The sequence below is a fragment of the Yoonia sediminilitoris genome (assembly GCF_003058085.1).
Classification (GTDB): domain Bacteria; phylum Pseudomonadota; class Alphaproteobacteria; order Rhodobacterales; family Rhodobacteraceae; genus Yoonia; species Yoonia sediminilitoris.
Genome location: NZ_QBUD01000014.1, coordinates 57027 through 79188, shown reverse-complemented (window position 1 = coordinate 79188; position 22162 = coordinate 57027). Strand labels below are relative to the sequence as shown.

General features: G+C 57.3%; 22 protein-coding genes and 1 other RNA gene. 11 read left to right on the top strand and 12 right to left on the bottom strand.

Annotated elements, in window-relative coordinates:
* Window positions 1–3 precede the first annotated feature (3 nt).
* The 7 genes from C8N45_RS19255 to C8N45_RS19225 form a co-directional block, all read right to left on the bottom strand.
* Window positions 4–1221, bottom strand: coding sequence for an aminotransferase class V-fold PLP-dependent enzyme (locus C8N45_RS19255; protein WP_108387992.1), 1218 nt, complete (start codon window positions 1219–1221; stop codon window positions 4–6).
* 114 nt (window positions 1222–1335) lie between these two features.
* The gene (locus C8N45_RS19250; protein ID WP_108387989.1) at window positions 1336–3186 is read right to left on the bottom strand and encodes a BCCT family transporter; all 1851 of its coding nucleotides are present in this window, start codon (window positions 3184–3186) and stop codon (window positions 1336–1338) included.
* A gap of 98 nt (window positions 3187–3284) precedes the next feature.
* A complete protein-coding gene (gene acuI, locus C8N45_RS19245) occupies window positions 3285–4268 on the bottom strand; it encodes an acryloyl-CoA reductase (RefSeq protein WP_108387987.1) in 984 nt (327 codons plus the stop codon).
* 90 nt (window positions 4269–4358) lie between these two features.
* On the bottom strand, window positions 4359–5459 hold the full coding sequence (locus tag C8N45_RS19240; RefSeq protein ID WP_108387985.1) for a dimethylsulfoniopropionate demethylase: 1101 nt from the start codon (window positions 5457–5459) through the stop codon (window positions 4359–4361).
* The gene (locus C8N45_RS19235) at window positions 5459–5965 is read right to left on the bottom strand and encodes a DinB family protein (RefSeq protein ID WP_245882757.1); all 507 of its coding nucleotides are present in this window, start codon (window positions 5963–5965) and stop codon (window positions 5459–5461) included. The genes C8N45_RS19240 and C8N45_RS19235 overlap by 1 nt, the downstream gene beginning before the upstream one ends.
* On the bottom strand, window positions 5962–6672 hold the full coding sequence (locus C8N45_RS19230; RefSeq protein ID WP_108387983.1) for a DUF1326 domain-containing protein: 711 nt from the start codon (window positions 6670–6672) through the stop codon (window positions 5962–5964). Before C8N45_RS19230 ends, C8N45_RS19235 begins: the two co-directional genes overlap by 4 nt.
* A 13-nt stretch (window positions 6673–6685) precedes the next feature.
* On the bottom strand, window positions 6686–7435 hold the full coding sequence (locus C8N45_RS19225; RefSeq protein ID WP_108387981.1) for a DUF2182 domain-containing protein: 750 nt from the start codon (window positions 7433–7435) through the stop codon (window positions 6686–6688).
* 65 nt (window positions 7436–7500) lie between these two features.
* Between C8N45_RS19225 and C8N45_RS19220 the strand changes: the two genes are divergently transcribed.
* From C8N45_RS19220 to C8N45_RS19175, 10 genes are all read left to right on the top strand, one after another.
* On the top strand, window positions 7501–8229 hold the full coding sequence (locus C8N45_RS19220; RefSeq protein ID WP_108387979.1) for a FadR/GntR family transcriptional regulator: 729 nt from the start codon (window positions 7501–7503) through the stop codon (window positions 8227–8229).
* A gap of 60 nt (window positions 8230–8289) precedes the next feature.
* The gene (locus tag C8N45_RS19215; protein ID WP_108387977.1) at window positions 8290–9333 is read left to right on the top strand and encodes an ABC transporter substrate-binding protein; all 1044 of its coding nucleotides are present in this window, start codon (window positions 8290–8292) and stop codon (window positions 9331–9333) included.
* 100 nt (window positions 9334–9433) lie between these two features.
* Window positions 9434–9778, top strand: coding sequence for a DUF4345 family protein (locus tag C8N45_RS19210; protein WP_108387975.1), 345 nt, complete (start codon window positions 9434–9436; stop codon window positions 9776–9778).
* A gap of 24 nt (window positions 9779–9802) precedes the next feature.
* Window positions 9803–10152: a transfer-messenger RNA gene (gene ssrA / locus C8N45_RS19205) on the top strand.
* Between the two features lie 253 nt (window positions 10153–10405).
* A complete protein-coding gene (locus C8N45_RS19200) occupies window positions 10406–11062 on the top strand; it encodes a DUF1194 domain-containing protein (RefSeq protein WP_108387973.1) in 657 nt (218 codons plus the stop codon).
* 7 nt (window positions 11063–11069) lie between these two features.
* A complete protein-coding gene (gene chrA / locus C8N45_RS19195) occupies window positions 11070–12389 on the top strand; it encodes a chromate efflux transporter (RefSeq protein ID WP_181868960.1) in 1320 nt (439 codons plus the stop codon).
* A gap of 46 nt (window positions 12390–12435) precedes the next feature.
* Window positions 12436–12918: an SspB family protein gene (locus C8N45_RS19190; RefSeq protein WP_108388087.1), complete on the top strand. Its 483-nt coding sequence runs from the start codon at window positions 12436–12438 to the stop codon at window positions 12916–12918.
* Between the two features lie 67 nt (window positions 12919–12985).
* Window positions 12986–14377, top strand: a complete 1392-nt coding sequence (fumC, locus tag C8N45_RS19185) for a class II fumarate hydratase (RefSeq protein ID WP_108387971.1) — start codon at window positions 12986–12988, stop codon at window positions 14375–14377.
* Window positions 14374–14550, top strand: coding sequence for a DUF4169 family protein (locus C8N45_RS19180; RefSeq protein WP_108387969.1), 177 nt, complete (start codon window positions 14374–14376; stop codon window positions 14548–14550). The genes fumC and C8N45_RS19180 overlap by 4 nt, the downstream gene beginning before the upstream one ends.
* Window positions 14543–14779, top strand: a complete 237-nt coding sequence (locus C8N45_RS19175; RefSeq protein WP_108387967.1) for a ribbon-helix-helix domain-containing protein — start codon at window positions 14543–14545, stop codon at window positions 14777–14779. The genes C8N45_RS19180 and C8N45_RS19175 overlap by 8 nt, the downstream gene beginning before the upstream one ends.
* Here C8N45_RS19175 and C8N45_RS19170 read toward each other — a convergent pair.
* From C8N45_RS19170 to C8N45_RS19155, 4 genes are all read right to left on the bottom strand, one after another.
* Complete coding sequence (locus C8N45_RS19170; RefSeq protein WP_108387965.1) at window positions 14764–15009, bottom strand: hypothetical protein; 246 nt, start codon at window positions 15007–15009, stop codon at window positions 14764–14766. The genes C8N45_RS19175 and C8N45_RS19170 overlap by 16 nt on opposite strands.
* Before the next feature lie 245 nt (window positions 15010–15254).
* Complete coding sequence (locus tag C8N45_RS19165; protein ID WP_108388085.1) at window positions 15255–16550, bottom strand: cytochrome P450; 1296 nt, start codon at window positions 16548–16550, stop codon at window positions 15255–15257.
* A 59-nt stretch (window positions 16551–16609) separates the two neighbouring features.
* Window positions 16610–17884, bottom strand: coding sequence for a hypothetical protein (locus C8N45_RS19160; protein ID WP_108387963.1), 1275 nt, complete (start codon window positions 17882–17884; stop codon window positions 16610–16612).
* A 51-nt stretch (window positions 17885–17935) separates the two neighbouring features.
* Window positions 17936–18691, bottom strand: coding sequence for a cytochrome c biogenesis CcdA family protein (locus tag C8N45_RS19155; protein ID WP_108387961.1), 756 nt, complete (start codon window positions 18689–18691; stop codon window positions 17936–17938).
* Between the two features lie 105 nt (window positions 18692–18796).
* Between C8N45_RS19155 and C8N45_RS19150 the strand changes: the two genes are divergently transcribed.
* Complete coding sequence (locus C8N45_RS19150) at window positions 18797–19024, top strand: sulfurtransferase TusA family protein (protein WP_108388083.1); 228 nt, start codon at window positions 18797–18799, stop codon at window positions 19022–19024.
* Between the two features lie 341 nt (window positions 19025–19365).
* Here C8N45_RS19150 and C8N45_RS19145 read toward each other — a convergent pair whose 3' ends face one another.
* Window positions 19366–22086, bottom strand: coding sequence for an Rne/Rng family ribonuclease (locus tag C8N45_RS19145; protein ID WP_108387959.1), 2721 nt, complete (start codon window positions 22084–22086; stop codon window positions 19366–19368).
* Between the last annotated feature and the right edge of the window lie 76 nt (window positions 22087–22162).

The following is a 22162-nucleotide window of genomic DNA, read 5'->3' as shown; positions in this document are numbered from 1 at the left end:
GCGTTACAGGACCTGATCTAGCGCTTCCAGCAACCCGTCAACCTCTTGTTTTGAGGTGTAATGTACGAAACTGACCCGCAAGACCCCATTGTCCAGATCAACATCACAGGCTTGCAAAGGACGTTGGGCATAGAAATCGCCACCGCCTGCCATGATGCCGTGCGCGGCCAATTCGGCGGCAGCCTCTTCGGCATTGCGCCCGATTTCCAGTGCGACCGTCGGTGAGCGCCGATTTGCATCACCGGGCCCAATCAGGCGGATCGCATTTTTCGCACTGGCATAATCCAACACGGGTTGCAGCAACGCCACCTCATGCGCACGCATCAGATCATGCGACAGCCGCGCGGCCTGTGCCCCGCTCTCCCCGCCATGGTGGGCAGATAGCGCATCGATATAGTCCGCCATGCCGGCACTTGCGGCGACCTGCGCGTGATCGGGCCCCGCGGGTGTAAAGCGCTTGTACAGGCTGTCCCCATTGAAATAATGGCCTTGGTTCGGCAGTTCCATTCCCCACGCTTCACGGATCACCATGATGCCTTGATGTGGGCCGTAGGTCTTGTAGGCGCTGAACAGATAGACATCGCACCCCAAAGCGCCCACATCGGGAAAGCCATGCGGCGCATAGGCGACCCCATCCACACAGACCCGCGCGCCTGCGGCATGCGCCATTTCCGTTATCGCCGCCACGTCATTGATTGCTCCGACCACATTTGAACAGTGGGGAAAGACGACCAAGGCGGTTCTTTCGTCCAACATATTGGCCAAATCATCCAGACCCAGCTCACCCGTTTGCGGGTTAATTTGCCACTCACGGAAAGGGACACCCTGATCCGCCAGTCGTCGCCATGGGCCGCTGTTGGCCTCGTGATCCTGATTGGTCACAATGATATGCTGACCAGGCTTGATCCACTGGCGCACCGCCTGTGCCAGAACATAAGTGTTCTGCGTCGTCGAGGGGCCAAATGAAACCTCTTGATCTGCAACGCCCAGCATTTCGGCAAGACGGCTGCGGGCCTCATCCATCTCTTCGCCTGCGATGCGGGATGCCTCATATGGGGCATAGGGCTGCACCTTGCGTTCGGTATAGAAACGACAAAGGCGGTCGACCACTTGGCGACAGGGATATGATCCGCCCGCATTCTCGAAAAAGGCATGACCTTGAAGGGACGTCTGATCAAAGGCGGGGAATTGGGCGCGCACCCATGCGTTATCTAGATCCATGCGCCATCTGAAACAAAAAGAACCCCGAAGCGCAAGCTCCGGGGTCCGGTTTTTTCATGATTTCCAGTATCTTGCCAAAAGCCGGGATTACCGGCTCTTGGCGCAACGCACCTGCTATTCCGCAGGCTGTGCGTCGACATCGTCGATCGTGCTCGGCACGCCCGCAGCCTGGCGGCGACCGTCCAGATAGATCCCCTTGATCAGCGCGAGACCCATCAGAACCATAACCAGACTGAAGGGCAGCGCACCAATCACCATGGCCGTCTGGATTGCACCCAATCCACCCGCAATGATCAGACCACCGACAACCAGCGCCAGTGCGGCACCCCAGAACAGGATATGCGGACGCGCTTTTGGACCTTCGTCACCAGCCGCATTGATCGTGTTGATGATCAGCACCGCACTATCCGCCGAGGTCACAAGATACGTCAGCAACAGCACAACGATCAGCACCGACATGCCCCAGGCAAGTGCAGGCGACAGGATCACGTCAAGCATGGCAAACAGTTGCGCCTCTTGTCCGGCCCCTGAAATTGCACCATCGGCGGTGCCAGTCAGTTCCAGATCAATCGCTGTGCCGCCGACAAGGGCAAACCAGACAAAGCACATCAATGCTGGAATGATCATCGCACCCAGCACATATTCGCGCACGGTCCGGCCACGTGAAATACGTGCCAGAAACACGCCAACGAATGGCGCAAAGGCAATCCACCAAGCCCAGTAGAAGATGGTCCAGGCCCCTTGCCAACCAGACAAACGGTTTTCAGTTACCACAGCATAGGTTGCGGCAATATCATCAGCCGATAGCGACGCAGCAGAGGCTGGCAACCCTTCACTGAAGGCCGCTAGCGATCCCCAAGGACTTGATGCTGAATCGAAGATGGCCGTCAGATCTTCCGCAGGCAATGCTTGTACGGCAGCAGGTACACTCGCTGTGAAACCTTCAATCGGGCTCGTTGTCCAAACCGTAAAGATATTGCCCGGAATAGAGGCCAGATAATCAAAGATCCCAAGCCCAAGAGCTTTCAGACCAAAGAGTGTCGACCCGAAGATGATGAAAAAGGCCAGTACGAAAAAGCTAAGCCCCATGTTGATGTTGGACAGCCACTTAATGCCCTTGCCAACACCCGAAAGCGCCGACAGGGTCGATGCCCCCATAATCACCAGCAAGGCAAAGATGATCGCCATGGTCGAAGATGACTGCCCGCCTTCACCGTCAGCGGTGTAAAGCCACTCGCCAAACCCGATGCGTGACAAGCCCGAGATAAACTGCTCGACCCCGAAACCCAACGTCTGCGACACTCCCAATACGGTCGCAACAACAGCAACAATATCAACCACGTGACCGACAGGACCCGACAGTGTTTTACCCAAAATCGGTGTCAGACCGGTCCGGATCGTCAGCGGCAGGCCACGACGGTAGGAAAAATAGCCCAAGGACAGGCCAACGATGGCATAAGAGGCCCAGGCAGCCAGACCCCAGTGGGTAAATGACCAGAGATAGGCGGCGCGCACGTTCTCTTCAGTGCTGCCTTCGGTCAGCCCTTGAATCGTTTCCGGGTTACTCGCCCAATGATACATCGGCTCAGCGGTGGCGAATGTCAGCATCCCGATGCCGATCCCGGCACCAAACATCATGGAAAACCACGAAAAGTTCGAGAATTCCGGCTCATCCTCGGGCATTCCCATCTTGAGCCGTCCCGAGGCTGGCCATAACGCCAACGCAAAGCATAAGATGACAAAGAACGCCATCACATAGACATACCAAAAGCTGAATGTCGCAAGGATGATGCTGTTCAAGGTCCCCAAGACAGACGCGGCCTGATCAGGAAAGGCAATTGCCCAGACAATCAGCGCACCCACCAAAATCTTGGCGGTGATCGTCACGTCCTTTGTAAAGCCTTTATAAAAACCGCTTGTCGCGGTCTTGATCGGCAGATGCATTAATGGTGGTTTTATCGCCATTTTCTTTGTTCCCCTGTTAAGTTTTTTTAGCATAAACAAAAAATCGACAAATCACAAATCGGGGCACCCGACGAGTCGGGGTGCCCCAACCGCAATACTCAGGCGTTGACATCGACGACCACACGCCCTTTGACCTGCCCCTTCAGAATGTCACGGCCCAAATCAGGCAAGTCCGCCAATGTGGCGGGCACAATCATCGCCTCCAGCTTGTCCATCGGCAGGTCGGTGGCGATACGGGCCCATGCCGCCTGACGATTTTCAAAAGGCTGCATCACGCTGTCGATCCCCAGCAGGTTCACCCCCCGCAGCAGGAACGGAATGACCGTCGCAGGCAGATTTGCACCGCCTGCCAAACCAACAGCAGCGACCGATGCACCATACTGCATTTGCCCCAGTACGCGGGCCAGCATCGGCCCGCCAACGGCATCGACGCAGCCGCCCCATGTTTCACCCTCAAGCGGGCGCTTGACAGTCTCGTTCAATTCTTCGCGGGCAACAATCTGCGTTGCGCCAAGGATTTTCAGATAGTCTTCCGTTTCCGGGCGTCCGGTGACGGCAGCAACTTGATAGCCCAGATTGGCAAGAATGGCAGTCGCGACCGACCCGACACCGCCAGCGGCACCCGTCACCAGCACAGGGCCGTCCTTGATACCGGCCTTTTCAAGCGCCATCACTGCCAGCATCGCTGTAATACCGGCGGTACCGACGGCCATGGCCTGCCGCGGTGTCAAAGCGGTTGGCAGCGGGACCAGCCAATCAGCCTGCACCCGCGCTTTCTGGGAATAACCGCCCCAATGGGCTTCGCCCACGCGCCAACCTGTCAGAACAACCTTGTCACCCGGTTTATAACGATCATCATCCGATGCAGCTACGGTACCGGCAAAATCAATACCAGGCACATGCGGATAATTGCGTACCAATCCGCCACCCGGTCCGATGCAAAGCCCGTCTTTGTAGTTCACTGTCGAGTAGGCCACATCAACCGTCACGTCACCCGCTGGCAACTGCGCCTCCGACAGCTCCTGCACAGCGGCATGCGTTTTGCCCTCTTCATTCTTTTCGACAACCAATGCCTTGAACATCACAATTCCTTTCCCTTGGGGTGCAGGACCCCTTATCTTTCTTCGTCCAATCAAACTTCCGCCGGAGGCTCCGACAGATGCCACACGCACCTAGGCCCAAAAATTCTCGTGTACCGTGACATCGCGCAACCCATCCGGAGTCTGCACCTGCAAAAGGGTGCCTTCGTCCCAATGTGTCATTCTGACCATGCCGATGGCCACGTTGGTCTTTTGGTCCGGCGAATAGGCGGCAGAGGTGATCTGCCCCACGCGCTTCGTTCCCGCCATCAAGGGCCAGGCCGCCGAACAGGGGGGCAGATCGCCCGCAATGGACAGCGGGCGGATTTGCTGGGTCGGTCCCTCTTTGGCCACGCGTAACAAGGCATCGCGCCCGACACAACCAATCGCAGTCTGGGTCGAACAGAACCGGCCCAGACCACATTCATGCGGCGTATTCTCGCGGGTCATGTCATTACCATATGACAACAAGCCGCCTTCAATCCTCTCGATCAGATTTGGGCACCCTGCGCGCACATCCAGATCGCGTCCGGCTTCCATCAACGCATTCCAAAGCGGCATACCGTTTGCGGTGCCATCCACGTAAATCTCGAAACCGCCCTGTTTCGAATAACCGGATCGGGCCACAGCCATGCTGACGCCCTGAAAATCGAACCAGCTGAAACGAAAGAACTTAACCGCTCGGACGGCATCTCCAAAAATGCGCGCCACAAGCTCTTCCGCTTGCGGGCCTTGTACCGCCAAGGGGGATACATCGGGTTCGTCCACCAGCACATCAAGCCGATATCCGTAGGCCAACCCCTTGACCCAGAACAGCAAATCGCTGTCGGCAATTGATATCCACCAGCGGTCCTCGGCCAGTTTCAATGCAACCGGATCATTCAACATCCCCCCCGTCTCATCAACGATGGGAACGTAGTAACATTGGCCCGGCATCATGCCGCGCAAGTCACGGGGTGTCAGCATCTGCATCAGCCGCGCCGCATCGGGACCGCGCAGTTCGATCTGCCGCTCAACCGCCACATCCCAGACCTGCACGGCTGATTTGAGGTGATGATAGTCCGCCTCGATACTTTCAAAGACGGTGGGCAGCAACATGTGGTTATAAACGGTATAGCCTTTCACCCCTGCTGCTTCGACGCCGGGTGTAAAAGGGGTCCGCCGGATCCGGCGGGACGGTGCAATGGTCGCCATTAGCCATACTCCGGCATAAAGGGGATATCTGTATCGTTCGGCTTTTGGCCGGCTGCTGTCAGCATCGCGTGAACCTGTCCGCGGTGATGGGTTTGGTGGTTGAAAAGCTGCATCACGCAAAGCGCCTTGGGGCGCACCATGTCGCGCTTCATCGCGCCGGAGTACCAGGCAATATCGCCAACCAGATCAACTGCGGCGATACTCTCGGCCCACAGCGTGATCCGGGCATCCATCTGAAACCGGTCTGCGGCCCAGACCGCAGGGGTCGGCGCCATCTCGAAACTGTCCTCGATCGACAAATCAGGTGCCGCGCCACCGTCAAACCGGCTCATCCACAGCATATCACCCCACAAGAGATGGTTCAGCGTGCGCATGATTGATCCAAAAAACGCCCCGCGATCCTGATAAACCTCCGCATGATCCATTTCAGGAATCATCTTGCGCAACCCATCGTTTTGCCACGCATTATAACGCGCCATGGTTTTGCAATATGCGGGCGTGATCACGGCTTGGGGCCTTTCCAGTCAATCGGACAAATCTCTGCCGACTTACCGCCGAAATCCCAGACGCGGCCGTAGTCGCGGACCTTGGACTTCACGCCTTGAGCGGCGATAATGTCCGGGCCCATCCAGTATTTCGAATTGCTGATCATCACAGGGTGATCGGGGCTTTTGCCCGTCATCATCTCGATCTCGCCTTGAATCTTGCGGCCAATGTAAATGCCCCTTTTGGTGCCTTCGCGGACAATCTCGACCTTTTCGCGCTCCGCGCCAATGATCTCGGACACCAGCATAGTGAACAGCCCAGTTGTCCCACCTGCAGCACCGCTGAATATTTTCAGCAGCCCGTTATAGGCCTTTTGGGTGGAACGTTCGTCAACATAGGCCGCGACGCGCCAGTTGCCTTCTGCCATCCGGCCCGGAATATCCACCAGCAGGCCCACGTTCAAACCAGACAGGTCTTCGCCTTCAAAGTGCCCTTCGTCGATGGCAACCGCCATCCATGCGTGACAGTGCCCTTCTGTCGGGGGATGCGCGCCAAGGCTGACCACACAGGGGCAGAACACAGTACAGGAGCAATTCAGGAAAAGTTCACCCTTGATCGCCCATGTGGTCGGCTGCATCTTGCGCCGCAGCGGGTTGCTTGCCATGCGCTGATCAATCCGTTGCGAAATCGACAACTTGTCTGCCGGAGCGCGTTTTTTTTCAGCCATTTCAGTGCCTTCCCTAAAAAACCAGAACAGCCAGGCCACCCGCAATAAGCAGCCCTCCCGTCGGCTTGATTGCGTAATGCCCGACAGCGGGCAGTTTCTCAAAAATCATCAAAAGCGTTGCGAGCCCCATCCACAACAGGCTCATTACGCCGCCCACGAAACCCAGCGCCATAAACCCCCAGCAGCAGCCGACACAAAATGCACCCAGACCAACGCCCATACGCAGGCCACCGACAAAGCCCGTGCGCCAGTCTCCAAGAAAATAGGTCATAGGCGCATGGCACACCCCGTGACAGACATCCTTTGCCCGGGTGAACTGGAAGGTACCAACAAGGATTAACAAGGTCGCCGCGAAATGTCGGGAGGTGGCGATCCCCAGCCCGTCAATCAGGTGCAGATGCAGAAGGCCAATCTGCATCAGGCTGATCCCGGCGGCAAAGGCGACCCAGACCAGAAAATAGCCAGCCAGCACCCCAACCCATCCCGCGCGAGTGCCATCGGCGCTGACCATCAACCGTTCATAGTTTGTCAGGGTGGGCACCATTGTGGGCAACATCATCGCGGCCATCATAATGGCCCACATTGGAAACAGCGCGCCAAAACTTTGCATCGGCATCATGTTTCCCGAGACAGGCTGCCCGATGAAATCCACGCCGGACATCTTGGCCATCATGAACATCACCGTCCAAGCGGCTGCAATCACGCCAAAAAACGCAAGCCAAAGGACTGTCCGCAATGGAAAACGCTGCAATGCAGAGGTCATGACCGTCCTCCCAAACGAATCTTTCCCTTGCCTCATCATATGTCAGACGTTTAATTGTCTGACAAATGAAAATTGATCCAACGAATCCTGCTGATCTGTCGGCCCAAATCGCTAAGGCGATCCGCGATGCCATTATTTCAGGTGCCCTGCCCGTTGATGAAAGGCTCCCGTCCGAGGCCGAACTCGCCGAACAGTTTGATGTCTCGCGCCCGACGGTCCGCGAAGCGCTGAAGCGGCTGGCGGCACAATCCCTGATCCGGACCCAGCGCGGGGCCACTGGCGGCGCTTTTGTGAACAGGTTGACCTTTCGCGATGCCTACAGGCAGCAGATCACCACATCGACTCTGCTTTTGTCGATGAACGACGTCAGCTTTGCGACCGCCTGCGAGGCGCGCTTTGCCCTTGAGCGGGCCTGCGCGCCCCTGTCCGCCTTGCGGCGCACAGACGCTCATCTGGCGGTCATGCGCGCCGAAATTGCGCGACAGCAGCAACCGGAGCTGACCGACGAAGACTTCTGCGCCTCTGACGTGGCATTTCATCGGGCGCTGGTAGATGCGGCAGGCAATCCTGTCTTGTCTTATCAACTGGCAGGTGCCGTAGAGGCGATGCAACCGCTCATGAACATGATTACCTTTACCGATCGGTCGCGTGAAATGATCGTGACGCTGCATCAAAAGATCGCTGATGCGATCGAAGCGGGCCAAAGCCAGAGTACAGAACAGCATCTGTCGGCTCTGTCCGAATATACCCAGCAATTGGCACGTAGGGTGATTGCGCGCAGGCAGGCCAGTTGACGCTTGCAGCGCGCTACGAGGCGCTCTAATTTTGCCCAAGTTGTAGCGGGAGTAACAACAATGAAAACGAATTTCTTTCTATGCGCGACAGCCGTTTGCGCACTCACAACGGCAAGTCTTGCACAGGACGCGGATTTACTGATCCTTGATTATCCGGGGTTTGAAAATCCGGACTTCCATTTGGGCTATGTGGAACAACACGGCGACAGCCCGACCTTCAGCTTTTTTGGCGATGAGGACGAAGCATTTCAGAAAGTCCGCTCGGGTTTTCAGGCCGACGTGGCGCATATCTGCGCCGGATCGGTCAGCAAATGGACACAAAGCGGCATTATTGAACCTTGGGATATAAACAAAATCCCTGCCTACGGCGATCTTGACAGTAACCTGACCGGCACCGACGTGGCATCAGGCGAAGCTGTCTATTTCATTCCAACAGACTTCGGGTCGACTGCCATCGCCTACAACCCCGAAGAGGTCCCTGCCGACGATGTGGCGAGCCTCGAGGTCTTCAAAAACCCCGCATATGCGGGGCGGTTGACGCTGCCTGACAATGTGGATGATGCCTATGCGCTGGCATATCTGGCAACAGGGGTCGACAATTGGCAAAATGCAACCGACGCGCAGTTCGAGGCCGCATCAAACTGGCTGCGCGAAGTGCATCCCAATCTGCGGACCTACTGGACGGACCCCGCAGAACTGGCGCAATTGCTGTCATCGGGCGAAGTGCTGATCAGCTGGGCCTGGAATGAGACATACCCGACCATGGTAGAAGAAGGGCGCCCCGTGGCCTTTCAACGCGAGGCAACCGAAGGATCATCCTTGTGGCTGTGCGGCTATGTCAATCTGGCCGACGGTCAGGGCACAGAAGAAAAGGCCTATGACTATATGAACGCCATTCTTGCCGACACATCCGTCATTCCCCTGCTCGAAGCAGGCTTTGGGTCGTCAAACAAGGTCGCGCTGACCTCGACAGTCACCGAAGAAGACCTTGAAGCCTCCGGTCTGGGGACAATTGATGTGCCGGTGCTGGCGCAGTTGCCAATCTCAAACGACGCCCGCGAACGTCAGGCCGAAACGTTTGAGTTGATCAAGGCAGGCTTCTAAAACCCGCCACAAGCGCTAATTGTCAAAGGGCAGCCAGAAAAGGCTGCCCTTTTTGTTATCGTAAGATGGGTTTTAACCCATCCCCCGCCAAGGAAAAACCATGGACATCATCAATATCATCTTTGCGCTGACCAGCATTGGACTTGGATGTTTTGGCTGGCTGGCGCCGCGCTACACCCTGGAGACACTGGACCTGACCTCCGGTCCGTCGCAGATGGGTCCCTCCGAAATCAGGGCATCTGCGGGCTGTCTGTTTGTCGGCATGGGGCTTGGGGCGCTGATCCTGGGCTCTGCGGAAGCTTACATAATGCTGGGGTTCTGCTGGGCCGGTGCCGCAACGGGGCGGCTCACATCGCTCATTCTGGACGGGCAATCCAAAAAGAAATGGGTTTTCTTCGTGGTCGAGGCCGCCGTGGGACTACTTGCCCTGTCGCTTAATGTCTAATTCTAATCCGGAAATGACGATGCCGGGCTTGTTTATGCGCAGTCCGCATACTAATTAAGGAGTGTCCTTCGGGACTATGGACATAAACGCGCTCGTAATAAGCGGATCGGACCCGGGGGCGGTACCCGGCGTCTCCACCAATAACTGCTCATTTGGCAGCCATGGGGACGAAATAGGATCGACGAACGTCTAAAGGGGTTTGCTTTGTTTCGGTGAGTTACCACCGTTATCGGTACATCAAAGCTAGTTGCAAATGACAACAAAGCACCGATGGCACTCGCAGCGTAAGCTGTGCGTAAAATCGAAAACTTAAGTCCTTAGGCTTTGCAGCCTCTGGCGGGGTTCGCAGGTACCTGGCAACAGAAACCTGCACTTTCCCTCCCGCCTGAAAAAAGCCATGCACTGGCAAAATTGTGCTCGCCACGCCGGCGCGCCGACCGTTGGGTGAGTGAGTGGTAAAGTCGGCGCGCGCTACGAGTGTGGGTCATGAAGCAAGAGGTGAACAATGAATGTGCCCAAAAAGCGACAGAATCAAGCAGAAATAATGGCGGCAGTTCCTGACCGACATCTCCAGCGGGTCCACCATCAGGGCTTGATTGTCGCTCTGACGCATCACAGTGTAACGGCATGACATGCTTTCGTGTTCTCCTTGTGCTTTGCCTCTGCTGGCTACCGTTGCGGAGCATAGCCTGTGATACAGCGCTTGTGCTGACAATCGACGTGTCGAACTCTGTCGATGTGGCCGAGTACCGCTTGCAGGTTGACGGTCTGGCCGATGCGCTGCGTGATCCTGAAATCGTGGATGCGTTGGTGCAGGGCGAAGTTGCGCTCAGCGTGGTGCAATGGTCAGGCGTGGACCGGCAGCAGCTTTCCATTCCATGGACGCGGGTGCGCACCAGCCTTGATGCAGAATATGTGGCACAGCAGGCACGCCTGATGGAACGTGCCTTTGTTTTGTCAGACACCGCACCCGCCGAAGCGATCCGGTTTTCGCTGCGCTTGTTCGATCAGGTTCCCGATTGTGTGCGCAAGGTCATTGATGTGTCCGGCGACGGCACCCCGAATGCCGGTGCTGCGGTCCGCGACGCGCGCAATGCCGCGGAACGCGCGGGCGTCACAATCAACGGGATTGCCATTGAATCCATGGGGCTCGCGATCACCAATTTCTATCGCGGCGCTGTCATCACCCGCAACGGTTTCGTAATCACGGCCCGCACCCATCGCGATTACCCCCGCGCCATCAGGACAAAAATTCTGCGCGAGATCAGCAAGGTCTTTGGATAGGTCACAGATGGCTCGTCTGCGTCCCCCATCGCGGTCCGGCCACGGGACCCCGCCGATCACCGACATGATCCGGGTTTTCGGGCGCATCGGCCTTTTGTCATTTGGCGGGCCTGCGGCGCAGATTGCGCTGATGCACAAGGAACTTGTGGAAAGCCGCGACTGGCTCACCGAACAGCAATTCCTGCGCGCCCTGTCCTTTTGCATGTTGTTACCGGGGCCGGAGGCGATGCAACTGGCCACTTATGCCGGTTGGAAACGCCACGGTGTTGTTGGCGGCTTGATCGGCGGGCTGCTGTTTGTGATCCCCGGTGCCATTGTCATCGCGATCCTTGCCCTGCTTTACGGCCAATATGGCAACTTGCCCGTGGCCCAGGCCATGTTCCTTGGCATCAAGGCTACAGTTGTTGTGATTGTGATCAATGCGCTGGTCAAAATCTCTGGGCGGGCGCTGGTGCAGACGTGGCATTGGCTGGTCGCGCTGGCCGGTTTCGTCGCACTCTTTTTGTTCGCGATCCCGTTTCCGATTGTTATTGCCTTCGCTGCCATGATCGGCGCAAGCGTCAGCACAACAGTGCCCCAAGAAACAGACATCAAGGGGCACCCTGACCTCAGCCAGAGCGGGCGCGTCATTGCCATTGGTGCCACCATCTGGGCTGCGCCGCTTGTTGCGGCCTATCTCCTGGATGCACCTTTCATGGTCGATCTGGGCCTGTTTTTTTCGAAACTGGCCGTCGTCACGTTTGGCGGCGCATACGCCGTGCTTGCCTATATGACGCAAGAGGTCGTGGGATCATACGGCTGGCTGACAACGCCGCAAATGATGGACGCGCTTGGTCTGGCTGAAACGACACCGGGGCCGCTGATCCTTGTCACCCAGTTTGTGGGCATGCTCGCGGGTATGGCCGAAGGTGGCATCGCGACTGCGCTGTTGGCCGGTGCCATCACCCTGTGGGTGACATTCGTGCCCTGCTTTATCTGGATCTTTGCCGGTGCGCCCTTGATCGACTGGCTGGAAGGGCGTCCGCGGCTGCAAGGGGCGTTGCACGGTGTTACCGCTGCAGTTGTGGGCGTGATTGCAAACCTGTCGCTGTGGTTTTCGCTGCATGTGTTCTTTCGCATGCTGCATCCCGTGCAAAGCGGCCCCCTGCAAACCCTTGTGCCAGAGCTGCAAAGTATTAATCCAGTGGCCGTGGGCCTTGCCGCGATCGCGGCGATTGCCATGCAGCGGGCGCGATTGTCCTTGCCCATCGTCCTTGCAATGTCCGCCGCGCTTGGGTTTCTTGTTCACCTTGCTGCGCCCTCGTTTCAGATCGCCCCTTCCCTCTAGGATCGAATCCCTTATGATTGAGGAACGTCACCAAAAGGAAAAGAATGTGAGCCGGACAATCGACTATGGCAACTTGATGCACCGCGCGATGCGCAGCCTTATCCAAGAGGTGCTGGAGCGTGTTGCCGCTGACGGACTGCCGGGCGATCATCATTTTTTCATCACCTTTGACACCATGCACCCTGATGTCGAAATCGCCGATTGGTTGTCTGACCGCTATCCCGGTGAAATGACCGTGGTGATCCAGCATTGGTTCGACAATCTTGACGTGACCTCTGAAGGTTTCACCATTTCGCTGAACTTTGGCGACAATCCCGAAACGCTTTATATTCCCTATGACGCGATCAAGACATTTGTTGACCCGTCGGTTGAATTTGGCCTGCGTTTCGAAACCCAGGAAGAGACCGGAACAGGCGAGCCGGACGCCGAAGAAGCGCCCATGGATGAAATGGTCGAACCATCCGACGACGACGGCGGCGAAGGCCGCAAAGAGGCCGAAGTCGTCAGTCTGGACAAGTTTCGCAAATAGCACGGCTTGCGCCGTGGTTGCCTGCAGCTTAAACCCGCACTGAACGTTTTTCAGAAGGGGTATTCCAATGACTGCAACGCGCACCGAAACCGACAGCTTTGGCCCGTTGGAAGTTCAAGCAGACCGCTATTGGGGCGCGCAAACGCAGCGATCCATCATGAACTTCCCCATTGGCTGGGAAAAGCAACCGGTCGCGATTGTCCAGGCGTTGGGTGTGATCAAGCAGGCCTGCGCCATTGCCAACAAGGAACGCGGCAAACTGGATGCCAAACTGGCAGATGCGATCATCGCGGCCGCTTCCGAAGTAGTCGCGGGCAAGCTGGACGATCATTTCCCTTTGGTGGTCTGGCAAACCGGGTCGGGCACCCAATCGAACATGAACGCCAACGAGGTCATCAGCAACCGCGCTATCGAAATGCTGGGCGGTACCATCGGATCAAAGGACCCGGTGCACCCCAACGATCATTGCAACATGGGCCAGTCGTCCAACGATACATTCCCGACGGCCATGCATATCGCCATCGCAACCACCGCCCGCGACGTGCTGTTGCCGGGTCTGGAAAAGCTTCTTGATGCGTTGAAGGCCAAGCAGGCAGAGTTCGACGATATCATCAAGATCGGCCGCACCCACACAATGGACGCGACGCCCCTGACGCTGGGGCAGGAATTTTCGGGCTATGTGCATATGGTGCAGATGGCGATCAACCGGATCAACAGCGCCCTGCCCCAGATTTACGAATTGGCCCAAGGCGGCACCGCCGTTGGCACCGGATTGAATACACCGCAAGGCTGGGGCGAAACGGTTGCGGGACATATGGCCGAAATTACCGGCCTGCCCTTTGTGACCGCCCCCAACAAGTTTGAGGCATTGGCGACCCATGATGCGCTTGTGCAGATGTCGGGGTCGCTAAAGACAACCGCCGCCAGCCTTTACAAGATTGCCGCCGACATCCGCATGCTTGGCTCTGGGCCCCGCTGTGGCTTGGGCGAACTGATGCTACCCGAAAACGAGCCCGGATCATCCATCATGCCCGGCAAGGTGAACCCCACACAGGTAGAGGCAATCACCCAAGTCTGTGCTCATGTCATGGGTAATGACGCGGCCGTTGGCTTTGCCGGATCACAGGGTCATTTCGAATTGAACGTGATGAAGCCGATGATGGCCTACAACGTCCTGCAATCCATGCAACTGATCGGTGATGCCTGTGGTGCATTCACTGACAATTGCGTGGTCGGTATCAAGGCCGACCGGACCCGGATCGAAAAGCTGATGCGCGAAAGCCTGATGCTGGTGACGGCCCTTGCGCCCACCATCGGCTATGACAATGCTACCACCGTCGCCAAGACGGCTCACAAGAATGGCACAACCCTGAAAGAAGAGGCAATCAAGCTGGGCTTTGTCGATGAGGCGACTTTCGACAAGGTCGTACGCCCCGAGGATATGATCGGCCCCAAATGAAGCCCATCAATCTGAACAAAGCGCGCAAGGCAAAGACGCGGGCCGAGGAAAAGGCCAAAGCGGATGCAAACGCCGTGCGCTTTGGCCGGAGCAAGGCAGAAAGACTGCTGGATGCTGCCCGCGAGAAGCAGGCCAGCGACCGGCTCTCACAGTTGAAGTTCGATGATGAGTGACCAGCGGCGCCCTGTGAAACGGTCGCTGACGCTGCGGGGCCATCGCACCAGTGTGTCATTGGAAGATATTTTCTGGGACCAGTTCCGTGCGATTGCCGATGCGGATGGCAAGACAATCAACGGGCTTGCTGCCGAAATAGACGAAGGCCGGGGAGACATCGGTCTCGCCTCGGCCTTGCGTGTCTACGTGCTGCAGCGCGCTTTGGCGCGCAGTCAGTCTTTGGAATAGAGAGCGCCGCGCAAACTGTTCAATGCAGCACGATCCAGCTTTTCAGTTTCGTTCAGTTTGGCGGGCCTTGCTTTTGGCCTCTGCCCCTTCTCGGAAAACAGCTTGGCGATGTCACGCCCCTCAAGCTGCTTTTGCGCTGATGGTACATGCGCGGAGCTTATTTTCTTCGATTTGCGTCCCAAAAAACCGCCAAGGCCACGCTTGGATATAGATGGCAGTGCTATACTCATGTATCCCCCGATAACATTATTGAAGCTAGGCTAAACAGGTTCACCAACAATGCGGCGAAAAGAAGGCAGCAGCCATCGGTTCACCGTTTCTTTATCACGTTCCACAGATATCCAATCGTCTATAAACCTAATGTTAACGAAACAATGGCTCAGCGAGATTCGGCCCAATTTGCCCAAGATGACGTTTCGTCATTGCCTCCAATTCCCCCAAAAATGCGCGATAATTGATCTATTCATGAACCCTTTCAACTTACGCGCGAACTAATACGCAACAATATCCCGCTATAAGAGCGTACCGTCAGATGCGCGACAGGCACCGGTACGAACGATTCGCAGGGCTCAAATCGGAAAGCCCGCAAAAGTTGCGCCAGCAGAACCGTTCCCTCAATCATCGCAAAGCCTGCCCCAATGCAGACCCGCTCGCCGGCGGAGAAGGGCAGATAGGCATCTTGCGCGCTCTTTTTGCCTGCGCTCGTCTGCCAGCGGGCCGGGTCAAACTGGTCCGGATCCGCCCATAGCCGAGTATGCCGGTGCATGTGCCAGGCAGAGATCACAACCTGCGCACCCGGTCTCACGCAACGTTTCCTGAAAACCTCCGACTTGGTCGTTTCGCGCACCATCATCGGCACCGGCGGATAAAGCCGCAGCGTCTCGCGGAACACATCACGGGTCACAGGCAAACGCGACAGGCTGGCGAAATGCCCATCAAAGCCCTGTGCCTCTGCTGCGACACGATCCTGCCAATCGGGGTAGCGCGCGAGCAAATACAGGGCCCATGCGAGTGCAGACGCGCTTGTTTCATGCCCCGCAAGAAAAAAGATCGCCACTTGATCGACCATTTCCTTCAGGCTGAAGCTGGCACCTGTGACCGGGTCCCGTGTGGTCAGGATTTTGGTGGCAATATCGTCGGGTGCCTGCCCCTTGGCGATCAGGTCAAGCCGCTGTTGGGTCAGCTCCGTTATCAGCCGCCGGATGGTTTGCGCGGTGCGCCGCGTATCCTTGCGAAAGAAGCGCGGCATCCATTTTGGCCCCGGCACAAAGGCTGCCAGATTAAGGATCGGCTGCGAGCGTTGATAACGTTGGAACGCATCAAAAACCTGTGTTGCTGTCTTGTCCTCGATCGGGATGGAAAACAGGGTGCGAAAAATCACGTCAGCGGCAATATGGCTCGCGATCGCTTCGATTTCCTGCGGGGCATCTTCCAATGACATCCGGTCAACACCGGCTTGCCCCGCCGCCATGATCCCTGCAAAGGTGTCGCGCAATCGCCCGCCCGCAAAGGCCGGGTCAATGATACGCCGCTGGCGTTTCCAGACCTCACCATTGGTGAGAAAAACGCTTTCGCCCAGCAACGGGCGCAGTCCCGCGCCGATGCGGTCGGACTTGGGGAAGTCCTGCGGACGGTCCTGCAAAACGAGGCGCACGAGGGCGGGATCATTCACAAGGTAGCTGCGAAAAAACGGCGTGCGAAACTCTGCCATCCATGCGCCATAAAGCTTGGCAGGCTGTGCCGACAGGATATCGCGGCGGAACAGGCGCATGTACTGCCAAAGCGACACTTTTTCAGGCCGTGCAGCGGGCTTGGGGGGCAATTCATTATTCACGGCGCAAACGATGTATATTTGGACACAGCCACATCAATCCGCGACTGTGACGGGTGCCGATCCCGGTAACGGTCAGCCAATGTCAGCGGCCCGGCGGTGATCTGAAAATAATCATAGTCCCCCGGTTGGTCGAATGCGCAAAGATATTGAAAATGAAGCCGAAAGAACCGCCAGCGCAGTTCCTTCCACCGCGCTGGCGATAGGCTTTGGGTGAATGCGGCTGAAATGACCAGTGGCCAACGTTTGCCCGGCGGCGCGACCCCTGTAACTGCCACCGGATCGCACAGCGCAAAGCAACAGCCGTCACCGGGTGCGGACACATCAACCCACGTGATAGCATCGCAGGTTGCGAGATAAGCCAGATCACTGCGCAATTGCCACGCGTCCGGCAGAAACGACATCATCGGCACAACCTGCCCCAATGTCAGCAGGGCAAGCTTCGGCCCCTTTTGCGGCACTCTGCCCGAGCGCAACAAATCCGCCAGCACTGAAATCGCCAGATGCGCGCCAGAGGAATGACCAACCACCAGCACCTCATCCACGTCTTCGGTGAAGCTGTCCGCGATCACCTTTGCGAACTCTGACAGGCGTGTGTCAAGTGCGGGTGGGTTCGCCCCCCAATGCCGCGCAGAAAAGGCATAGTCATGCATGAGGTAGTAGGCGAGAACCTTGTGATCCTTGCTCTTGAACCAACGCAGAAGCAACAGCACAACCCCAACCCAGACGCCATATTTCAAGCCTGTGGCACCCCACGTAAATGCACCCGACAGCGCCCCCTCTGACAGGCCGGTCATGCCGGCCAGCTCATTCAGGCCCGCTTGCACCGCCCCGCCAACATAGCCTCCGACAATGACCGCAAAAGCCAGCTGCAACAGCAACATCGCAACCGGATAGAGGGCTGCGATAACCGGCCCCTTGCGCATCCGCATCAGCCGCTGCAACGTGCCTGTCATAACATAGATCCACGCCGTCTGGGCCAATTGCAGATAAGTCGCCGGGATGGTCCGGGCCATGCTCTTGCGCACGATATCTGACCAGACCAGCACATCAACCCGCGCCTGCACCTCTTGTCCATCAATGCGCGCCTTGGTCAGCCAGCAAAAACCACTCTCGGCACTGTGGGCTTTGACAGCAATATCGTAGCCGCTGAAGTCGGCCTGTGCCGCACTTTGTGTCCGGTAGAGTTCGCGGTAGCGGCGCGGATGGATCGGGTCATAGCCGGGGATATGAAAAACCCTGCGGCGTCTGACCCGGCTGCCTTGTTCGCTCATCAATGTTCCTTGCCACGCAGCACAAATGGATTATGCAGCAGTGATAAGCCGTTAACCCACGGCAGCCAATGCCGGAAACTGTTCAAGCAGCCAGAAGCTGAAGGCGGTGAATTGCCCGGTCAGCATCAGCAGGCCAACAGTCCACAACAACAGGCCAGAGGTGCGCTCGATCCGGTCCATATGGCGCTTCATCCAGCCCATCAGCCCCTTGAGGCGCGGGAAAAACGCCGCAACGATAAGGAAAGGAATGCCCAAACCCAAAGCGTAGACCGCCAGCAGAATCGTGCCGCGCGCCACGTCTCCTTCGGATGCAGCCAAGCCAAGGATCGTGCCCAGAATAGGCCCAAGGCAGGGTGTCCAGCCAAAGGCAAAGGCCAATCCCAAGACATAAGCCCCAAACGCCGACCCGCCCCGGTCGCCCGTGTCGACCCGCGCTTCACGGTCCAGAAAGCCGATCCGGTAGATGCCGATGAAATGGGCGCCAAAGATCATCACCACAATGCCTGCGATGGTCACGAACCAATCCTGCGCTTGCAGGAAATACCGCCCCAAGGCGGACGCGGCGAACCCCAGCATCAAGAATATCGTGGACAGCCCCAGCACGAAAAACGCAGCGGCAAGCAATACCCGCCTGCGTGCGGCACCCGTTTCATCCATGTCCGACACCGACACGCCGCCCATATAGGCCAGATAGGGCGGCACAATCGGCAGCACACAAGGGCTGAGGAACGACAAGAGCCCCGCCACCATCGCGATGAACATGGCGGGCAACAGGGTCGCATCAAGGATCAGACTGGTGTCGAGCATGGCATTTCCTTTTCATACCACCTAAGCGATGCGCAGCCATTCGTCACGGGGGGAAACGCTCACAAGTTAGTGGACAAACTGAAATATCCCGCCTACCTGACGACTATGACTTATGACGCGGATCTTGATGCCAAAGGGCTGCTGTGCCCCCTGCCCGTCCTGAAAGCCCGCAAGCGTTTGCAGGCGCTGGCGTCGGGGCAAGTGTTACGCGTGCTGGCGGATGATCCTGCCGCCATCGTTGACGTCCCGCATTTCTGCGCCGAGGCGGGGCATGATTTGCTTGAGGTGTCGGATGCGGAGGACGGACAGGTTTACCTGATCCGCAAGGCCTGAACGTCTGGTCCTTGCACAATGTTGGCCGTAAAGGTGCGATATACGCCCAACGGCCTTTCATTCAACGCATCCAGGAATGCGTCTATCTGCCCCTTTGTAAGGGCATCTTGCCAGTCCAAGCGATGTTCACCCATGGTTGATGCGACAATTCTATAGACGATTTATTTTTCTACGCTTCATCGGGAGGCGTGTTTTCAGCACCCGGTATGTTGGGCGCCTCCGCACTCAACACCGGATACGTCTTGAAAGCGCCCCTTCATCAGATGCGATTGAACAACATGACGCCGCCCCGAAGGGCGGCGTTTGATAGTGTCCGTTTCGTCATTCGACAATTTGCCAGACTAACCGCGTCCGAGTGACCACCAGCCTTTGCGTTTCGGCTTTGGCTTTTCCTCTGCGACAGGCTCCTCTGCAACTGCGACGGCCACTTCTGCCGCAGGTTCCGGCTGCGGTGCCGGTTTGACCGTTTCTGCCACCGGTTCCGGCTGTGGTTCAGGTTCTGCCGCTTCTGCCGCTTTCGGTGCCTCGGCAGGTGCTGCAGGTGCTGTCGCTTCAGCGACAGCAGCAACCGGTTCAGGTGTCTCTGCCTTGTCTGCTTTGGGCTTGGCGCGGCTGCGGCGTTTGGGCTTTGGCTTTTCCTCGGCTGCGGGCGTTTCGCTATCAGCGGATGCGACCGGATCGGCGGCCGCATCTTCTGCAACAGGCTCTGGCTTCTTGCGGGTCCGCGTGCGTTTCTTGGGCGCAGGCTTTTCTTCCGCTTCCGCTTCAGTAACTTCGGCCGCTGGCGCATCTGCTGCAGCTTCTGCGGGCTCTTCGGCCTTTTTGCGTGTCCGCGTCCGGGTGCGCTTTGGCTTTTCTGCAACCTCTGCTGCCGGGGCTTCCTCGGCGGTTGGCGTCTGGCTATCAGCGGCTACTGCATCTGCATCCGCAACAGGCGCTTCAGACTGATCACCATTGGTTTGCGTATCGGACTGGTCATTGTCGTCGCGATTAGCACCACCCCGACGGCGGCGACGCCTGCGCCGCTTTCGCTTGGGCTTTTCTTCCGCTTCCGGTTCGGGGCGGTCCTCTTCTTTGTCTTCGACCAAGACAACATCATCCACGTCGTCATCGTCCATTTCCATGACCGTGGTCACGACAGGTGCCGCCTCTGGCACGGCCCGCGTAGCGGTCTTGAATTTCTCGATCGCGAAATCGGGTGAGACCAGCGTGGGGTCACATTCGATGCGCACGGACAGTCCATAACGGGATTCGATATCGCCGATATGTTCGCGTTTGCCGTTCATCAGGAAGTTGGCGATGCTGATCGGTGCCCGCACAAGCACTTCCTTGGAACGCCCGCGTACGCCCTCTTCTTCCAACTGACGCAGGATCGACAGGGCAACGTTATCATCGGACCGCAGCAAACCAGTGCCGTGACAGTGCGGACACATTTGCGTCGTTGCCTCAAGCATACCGGGACGCAGGCGCTGGCGCGACATTTCCATCAGGCCAAAGCCGGAAATCCGGCCCACCTGAATGCGGGCACGGTCCGTCTTGAGCTTTTCCTTGAAGCGCTTTTCGACGGCGGCGTTGTTCTTGCGCTCGTCCATGTCGATAAAGTCGATCACGATCAGTCCAGCCAGATCACGCAGACGCAACTGGCGGGCCACTTCGTCGGCGGCCTCAAGGTTGGTTTTGGTTGCCGTCTGTTCGATTGACCCTTCTTTGGTTGCGCGGCCAGAGTTGACGTCGATCGCAACCAGCGCCTCTGTGATACCGATCACGATATAGCCGCCCGAGGGCAGCTGCACCGTGGGGTTGAACATGCCGTTCAGATAGCCTTCGACCTGATATCGGGCAAAAAGCGGCAATTGCTCTGCGTAGAACTTCACGTTCTTGGCGTGGGACGGCATGATCATTTTCATGAAGTCCTTGGCGGTGCGGTAACCCGCCTCGCCTGCGACGATGACCTCGTCAATCTCCTTTGAATAGAGATCGCGGATTGACCGTTTGATCAGGTCGCCCTCTTCGTAGATTTTGGCGGGGGCAGTGGATTTCAGTGTCAGTTCCCTGATCTGCTCCCACATCCGCTGCAAATATTCGTAATCGCGCTTGATCTCGGCCTTGGTGCGTTGCGCCCCAGCGGTCCGAATGATCAGCCCTGCCCCTTCGGGCACGGTCATGGAACTGGCGATTTCTTTCAGCTTCTTGCGGTCCGCGGCATTGGTGATCTTGCGGCTGATACCGCCACCACGGGCTGTGTTTGGCATCAGGACACAGTAGCGCCCGGCAAGTGACAGGTAAGTGGTCAGCGCTGCACCCTTGTTGCCGCGCTCTTCCTTGACGACCTGAATCAGAAGAATCTGGCGAACCTTGATGACCTCTTGGATCTTATAGCGTTTCGGGCGCGGCTTGCGGATTGGGCGAACGTCGTCGGTGTCGTCTTCCTCAGCCACGCTTTCGATACTGTCGTCTTTTTCGCCCGCATCCAATGCAGGTTCAGCATCGTCATCGTCATCATCATCATCATCTTCACCGGCCGCAGGGGTTTCGACGGGCGTTTCCGCCACTGTCATCATTGGCGATGTGCCTTCGTCCTCATCGTCGGCAAGATCAATGGTTTCCATCCCGGCGATTTCGCCAGCATTTTCCCCCTCTGTGTCTTCAACATCTGCCGTGGCGACAGCATCCTTTGCCTCGACTGCGGCAGCCTTCGATTTGGAACGACTGCGGCGGCGCGGTTTGGGCTTTTCTTCTTCCTCGGCTTCCGCTTCGGCTTTCAGCGCCTCGGCATAGGCCTTTTCTTCGGCGATCAGCGCCTCGCGATCTGCGATCGGGATTTGATAATAGTCCGGGTGGATTTCCGAGAACGCAAGAAACCCATGGCGGTTGCCGCCATAGTCCACAAAGGCGGCTTGTAGAGACGGCTCGACCCGCGTTACTTTCGCCAGATAGATATTGCCAGCAAGCTGGCGTTTGAATTGACTTTCAAAGTCAAACTCTTCGACTTTGTTCCCGTCTACCACAACAACGCGGGTTTCTTCCGCGTGTGTTGCATCGATTAGCATTTTCTTTGGCATTTTGTCCGTTCGCACATAACCCCGGAGGCGCCCCTGGGGGCGCTGAAGTCCGTGTTACATGTCTGATTAAGGCGAT

What these genes read in the sequence shown, in the direction of transcription:
- C8N45_RS19215 (WP_108387977.1), top strand. Translation starts at nt 8,290, where the DNA reads ATGAAAACGAATTTCTTTCTATGCGCGACAGCCGTTTGCGCACTCACA.
- C8N45_RS19155 (WP_108387961.1), bottom strand. Translation starts at nt 18,691, where the DNA reads ATGCTCGACACCAGTCTGATCCTTGATGCGACCCTGTTGCCCGCCATG.
- C8N45_RS19225 (WP_108387981.1), bottom strand. Translation starts at nt 7,435, where the DNA reads ATGACCTCTGCATTGCAGCGTTTTCCATTGCGGACAGTCCTTTGGCTT.
- C8N45_RS19250 (WP_108387989.1), bottom strand. Translation starts at nt 3,186, where the DNA reads ATGGCGATAAAACCACCATTAATGCATCTGCCGATCAAGACCGCGACA.
- chrA (WP_181868960.1), top strand. Translation starts at nt 11,070, where the DNA reads ATGGCTCGTCTGCGTCCCCCATCGCGGTCCGGCCACGGGACCCCGCCG.
- C8N45_RS19165 (WP_108388085.1), bottom strand. Translation starts at nt 16,550, where the DNA reads ATGCGCCTGTTCCGCCGCGATATCCTGTCGGCACAGCCTGCCAAGCTT.
- acuI (WP_108387987.1), bottom strand. Translation starts at nt 4,268, where the DNA reads ATGTTCAAGGCATTGGTTGTCGAAAAGAATGAAGAGGGCAAAACGCAT.
- C8N45_RS19210 (WP_108387975.1), top strand. Translation starts at nt 9,434, where the DNA reads ATGGACATCATCAATATCATCTTTGCGCTGACCAGCATTGGACTTGGA.
- C8N45_RS19160 (WP_108387963.1), bottom strand. Translation starts at nt 17,884, where the DNA reads ATGAGCGAACAAGGCAGCCGGGTCAGACGCCGCAGGGTTTTTCATATC.
- C8N45_RS19255 (WP_108387992.1), bottom strand. Translation starts at nt 1,221, where the DNA reads ATGGATCTAGATAACGCATGGGTGCGCGCCCAATTCCCCGCCTTTGAT.
- C8N45_RS19175 (WP_108387967.1), top strand. Translation starts at nt 14,543, where the DNA reads ATGAGTGACCAGCGGCGCCCTGTGAAACGGTCGCTGACGCTGCGGGGC.
- C8N45_RS19180 (WP_108387969.1), top strand. Translation starts at nt 14,374, where the DNA reads ATGAAGCCCATCAATCTGAACAAAGCGCGCAAGGCAAAGACGCGGGCC.
- C8N45_RS19200 (WP_108387973.1), top strand. Translation starts at nt 10,406, where the DNA reads ATGACATGCTTTCGTGTTCTCCTTGTGCTTTGCCTCTGCTGGCTACCG.
- fumC (WP_108387971.1), top strand. Translation starts at nt 12,986, where the DNA reads ATGACTGCAACGCGCACCGAAACCGACAGCTTTGGCCCGTTGGAAGTT.
- C8N45_RS19170 (WP_108387965.1), bottom strand. Translation starts at nt 15,009, where the DNA reads ATGAGTATAGCACTGCCATCTATATCCAAGCGTGGCCTTGGCGGTTTT.
- C8N45_RS19150 (WP_108388083.1), top strand. Translation starts at nt 18,797, where the DNA reads ATGACTTATGACGCGGATCTTGATGCCAAAGGGCTGCTGTGCCCCCTG.
- C8N45_RS19220 (WP_108387979.1), top strand. Translation starts at nt 7,501, where the DNA reads ATGAAAATTGATCCAACGAATCCTGCTGATCTGTCGGCCCAAATCGCT.
- C8N45_RS19240 (WP_108387985.1), bottom strand. Translation starts at nt 5,459, where the DNA reads ATGGCGACCATTGCACCGTCCCGCCGGATCCGGCGGACCCCTTTTACA.
- C8N45_RS19145 (WP_108387959.1), bottom strand. Translation starts at nt 22,086, where the DNA reads ATGCCAAAGAAAATGCTAATCGATGCAACACACGCGGAAGAAACCCGC.
- C8N45_RS19230 (WP_108387983.1), bottom strand. Translation starts at nt 6,672, where the DNA reads ATGGCTGAAAAAAAACGCGCTCCGGCAGACAAGTTGTCGATTTCGCAA.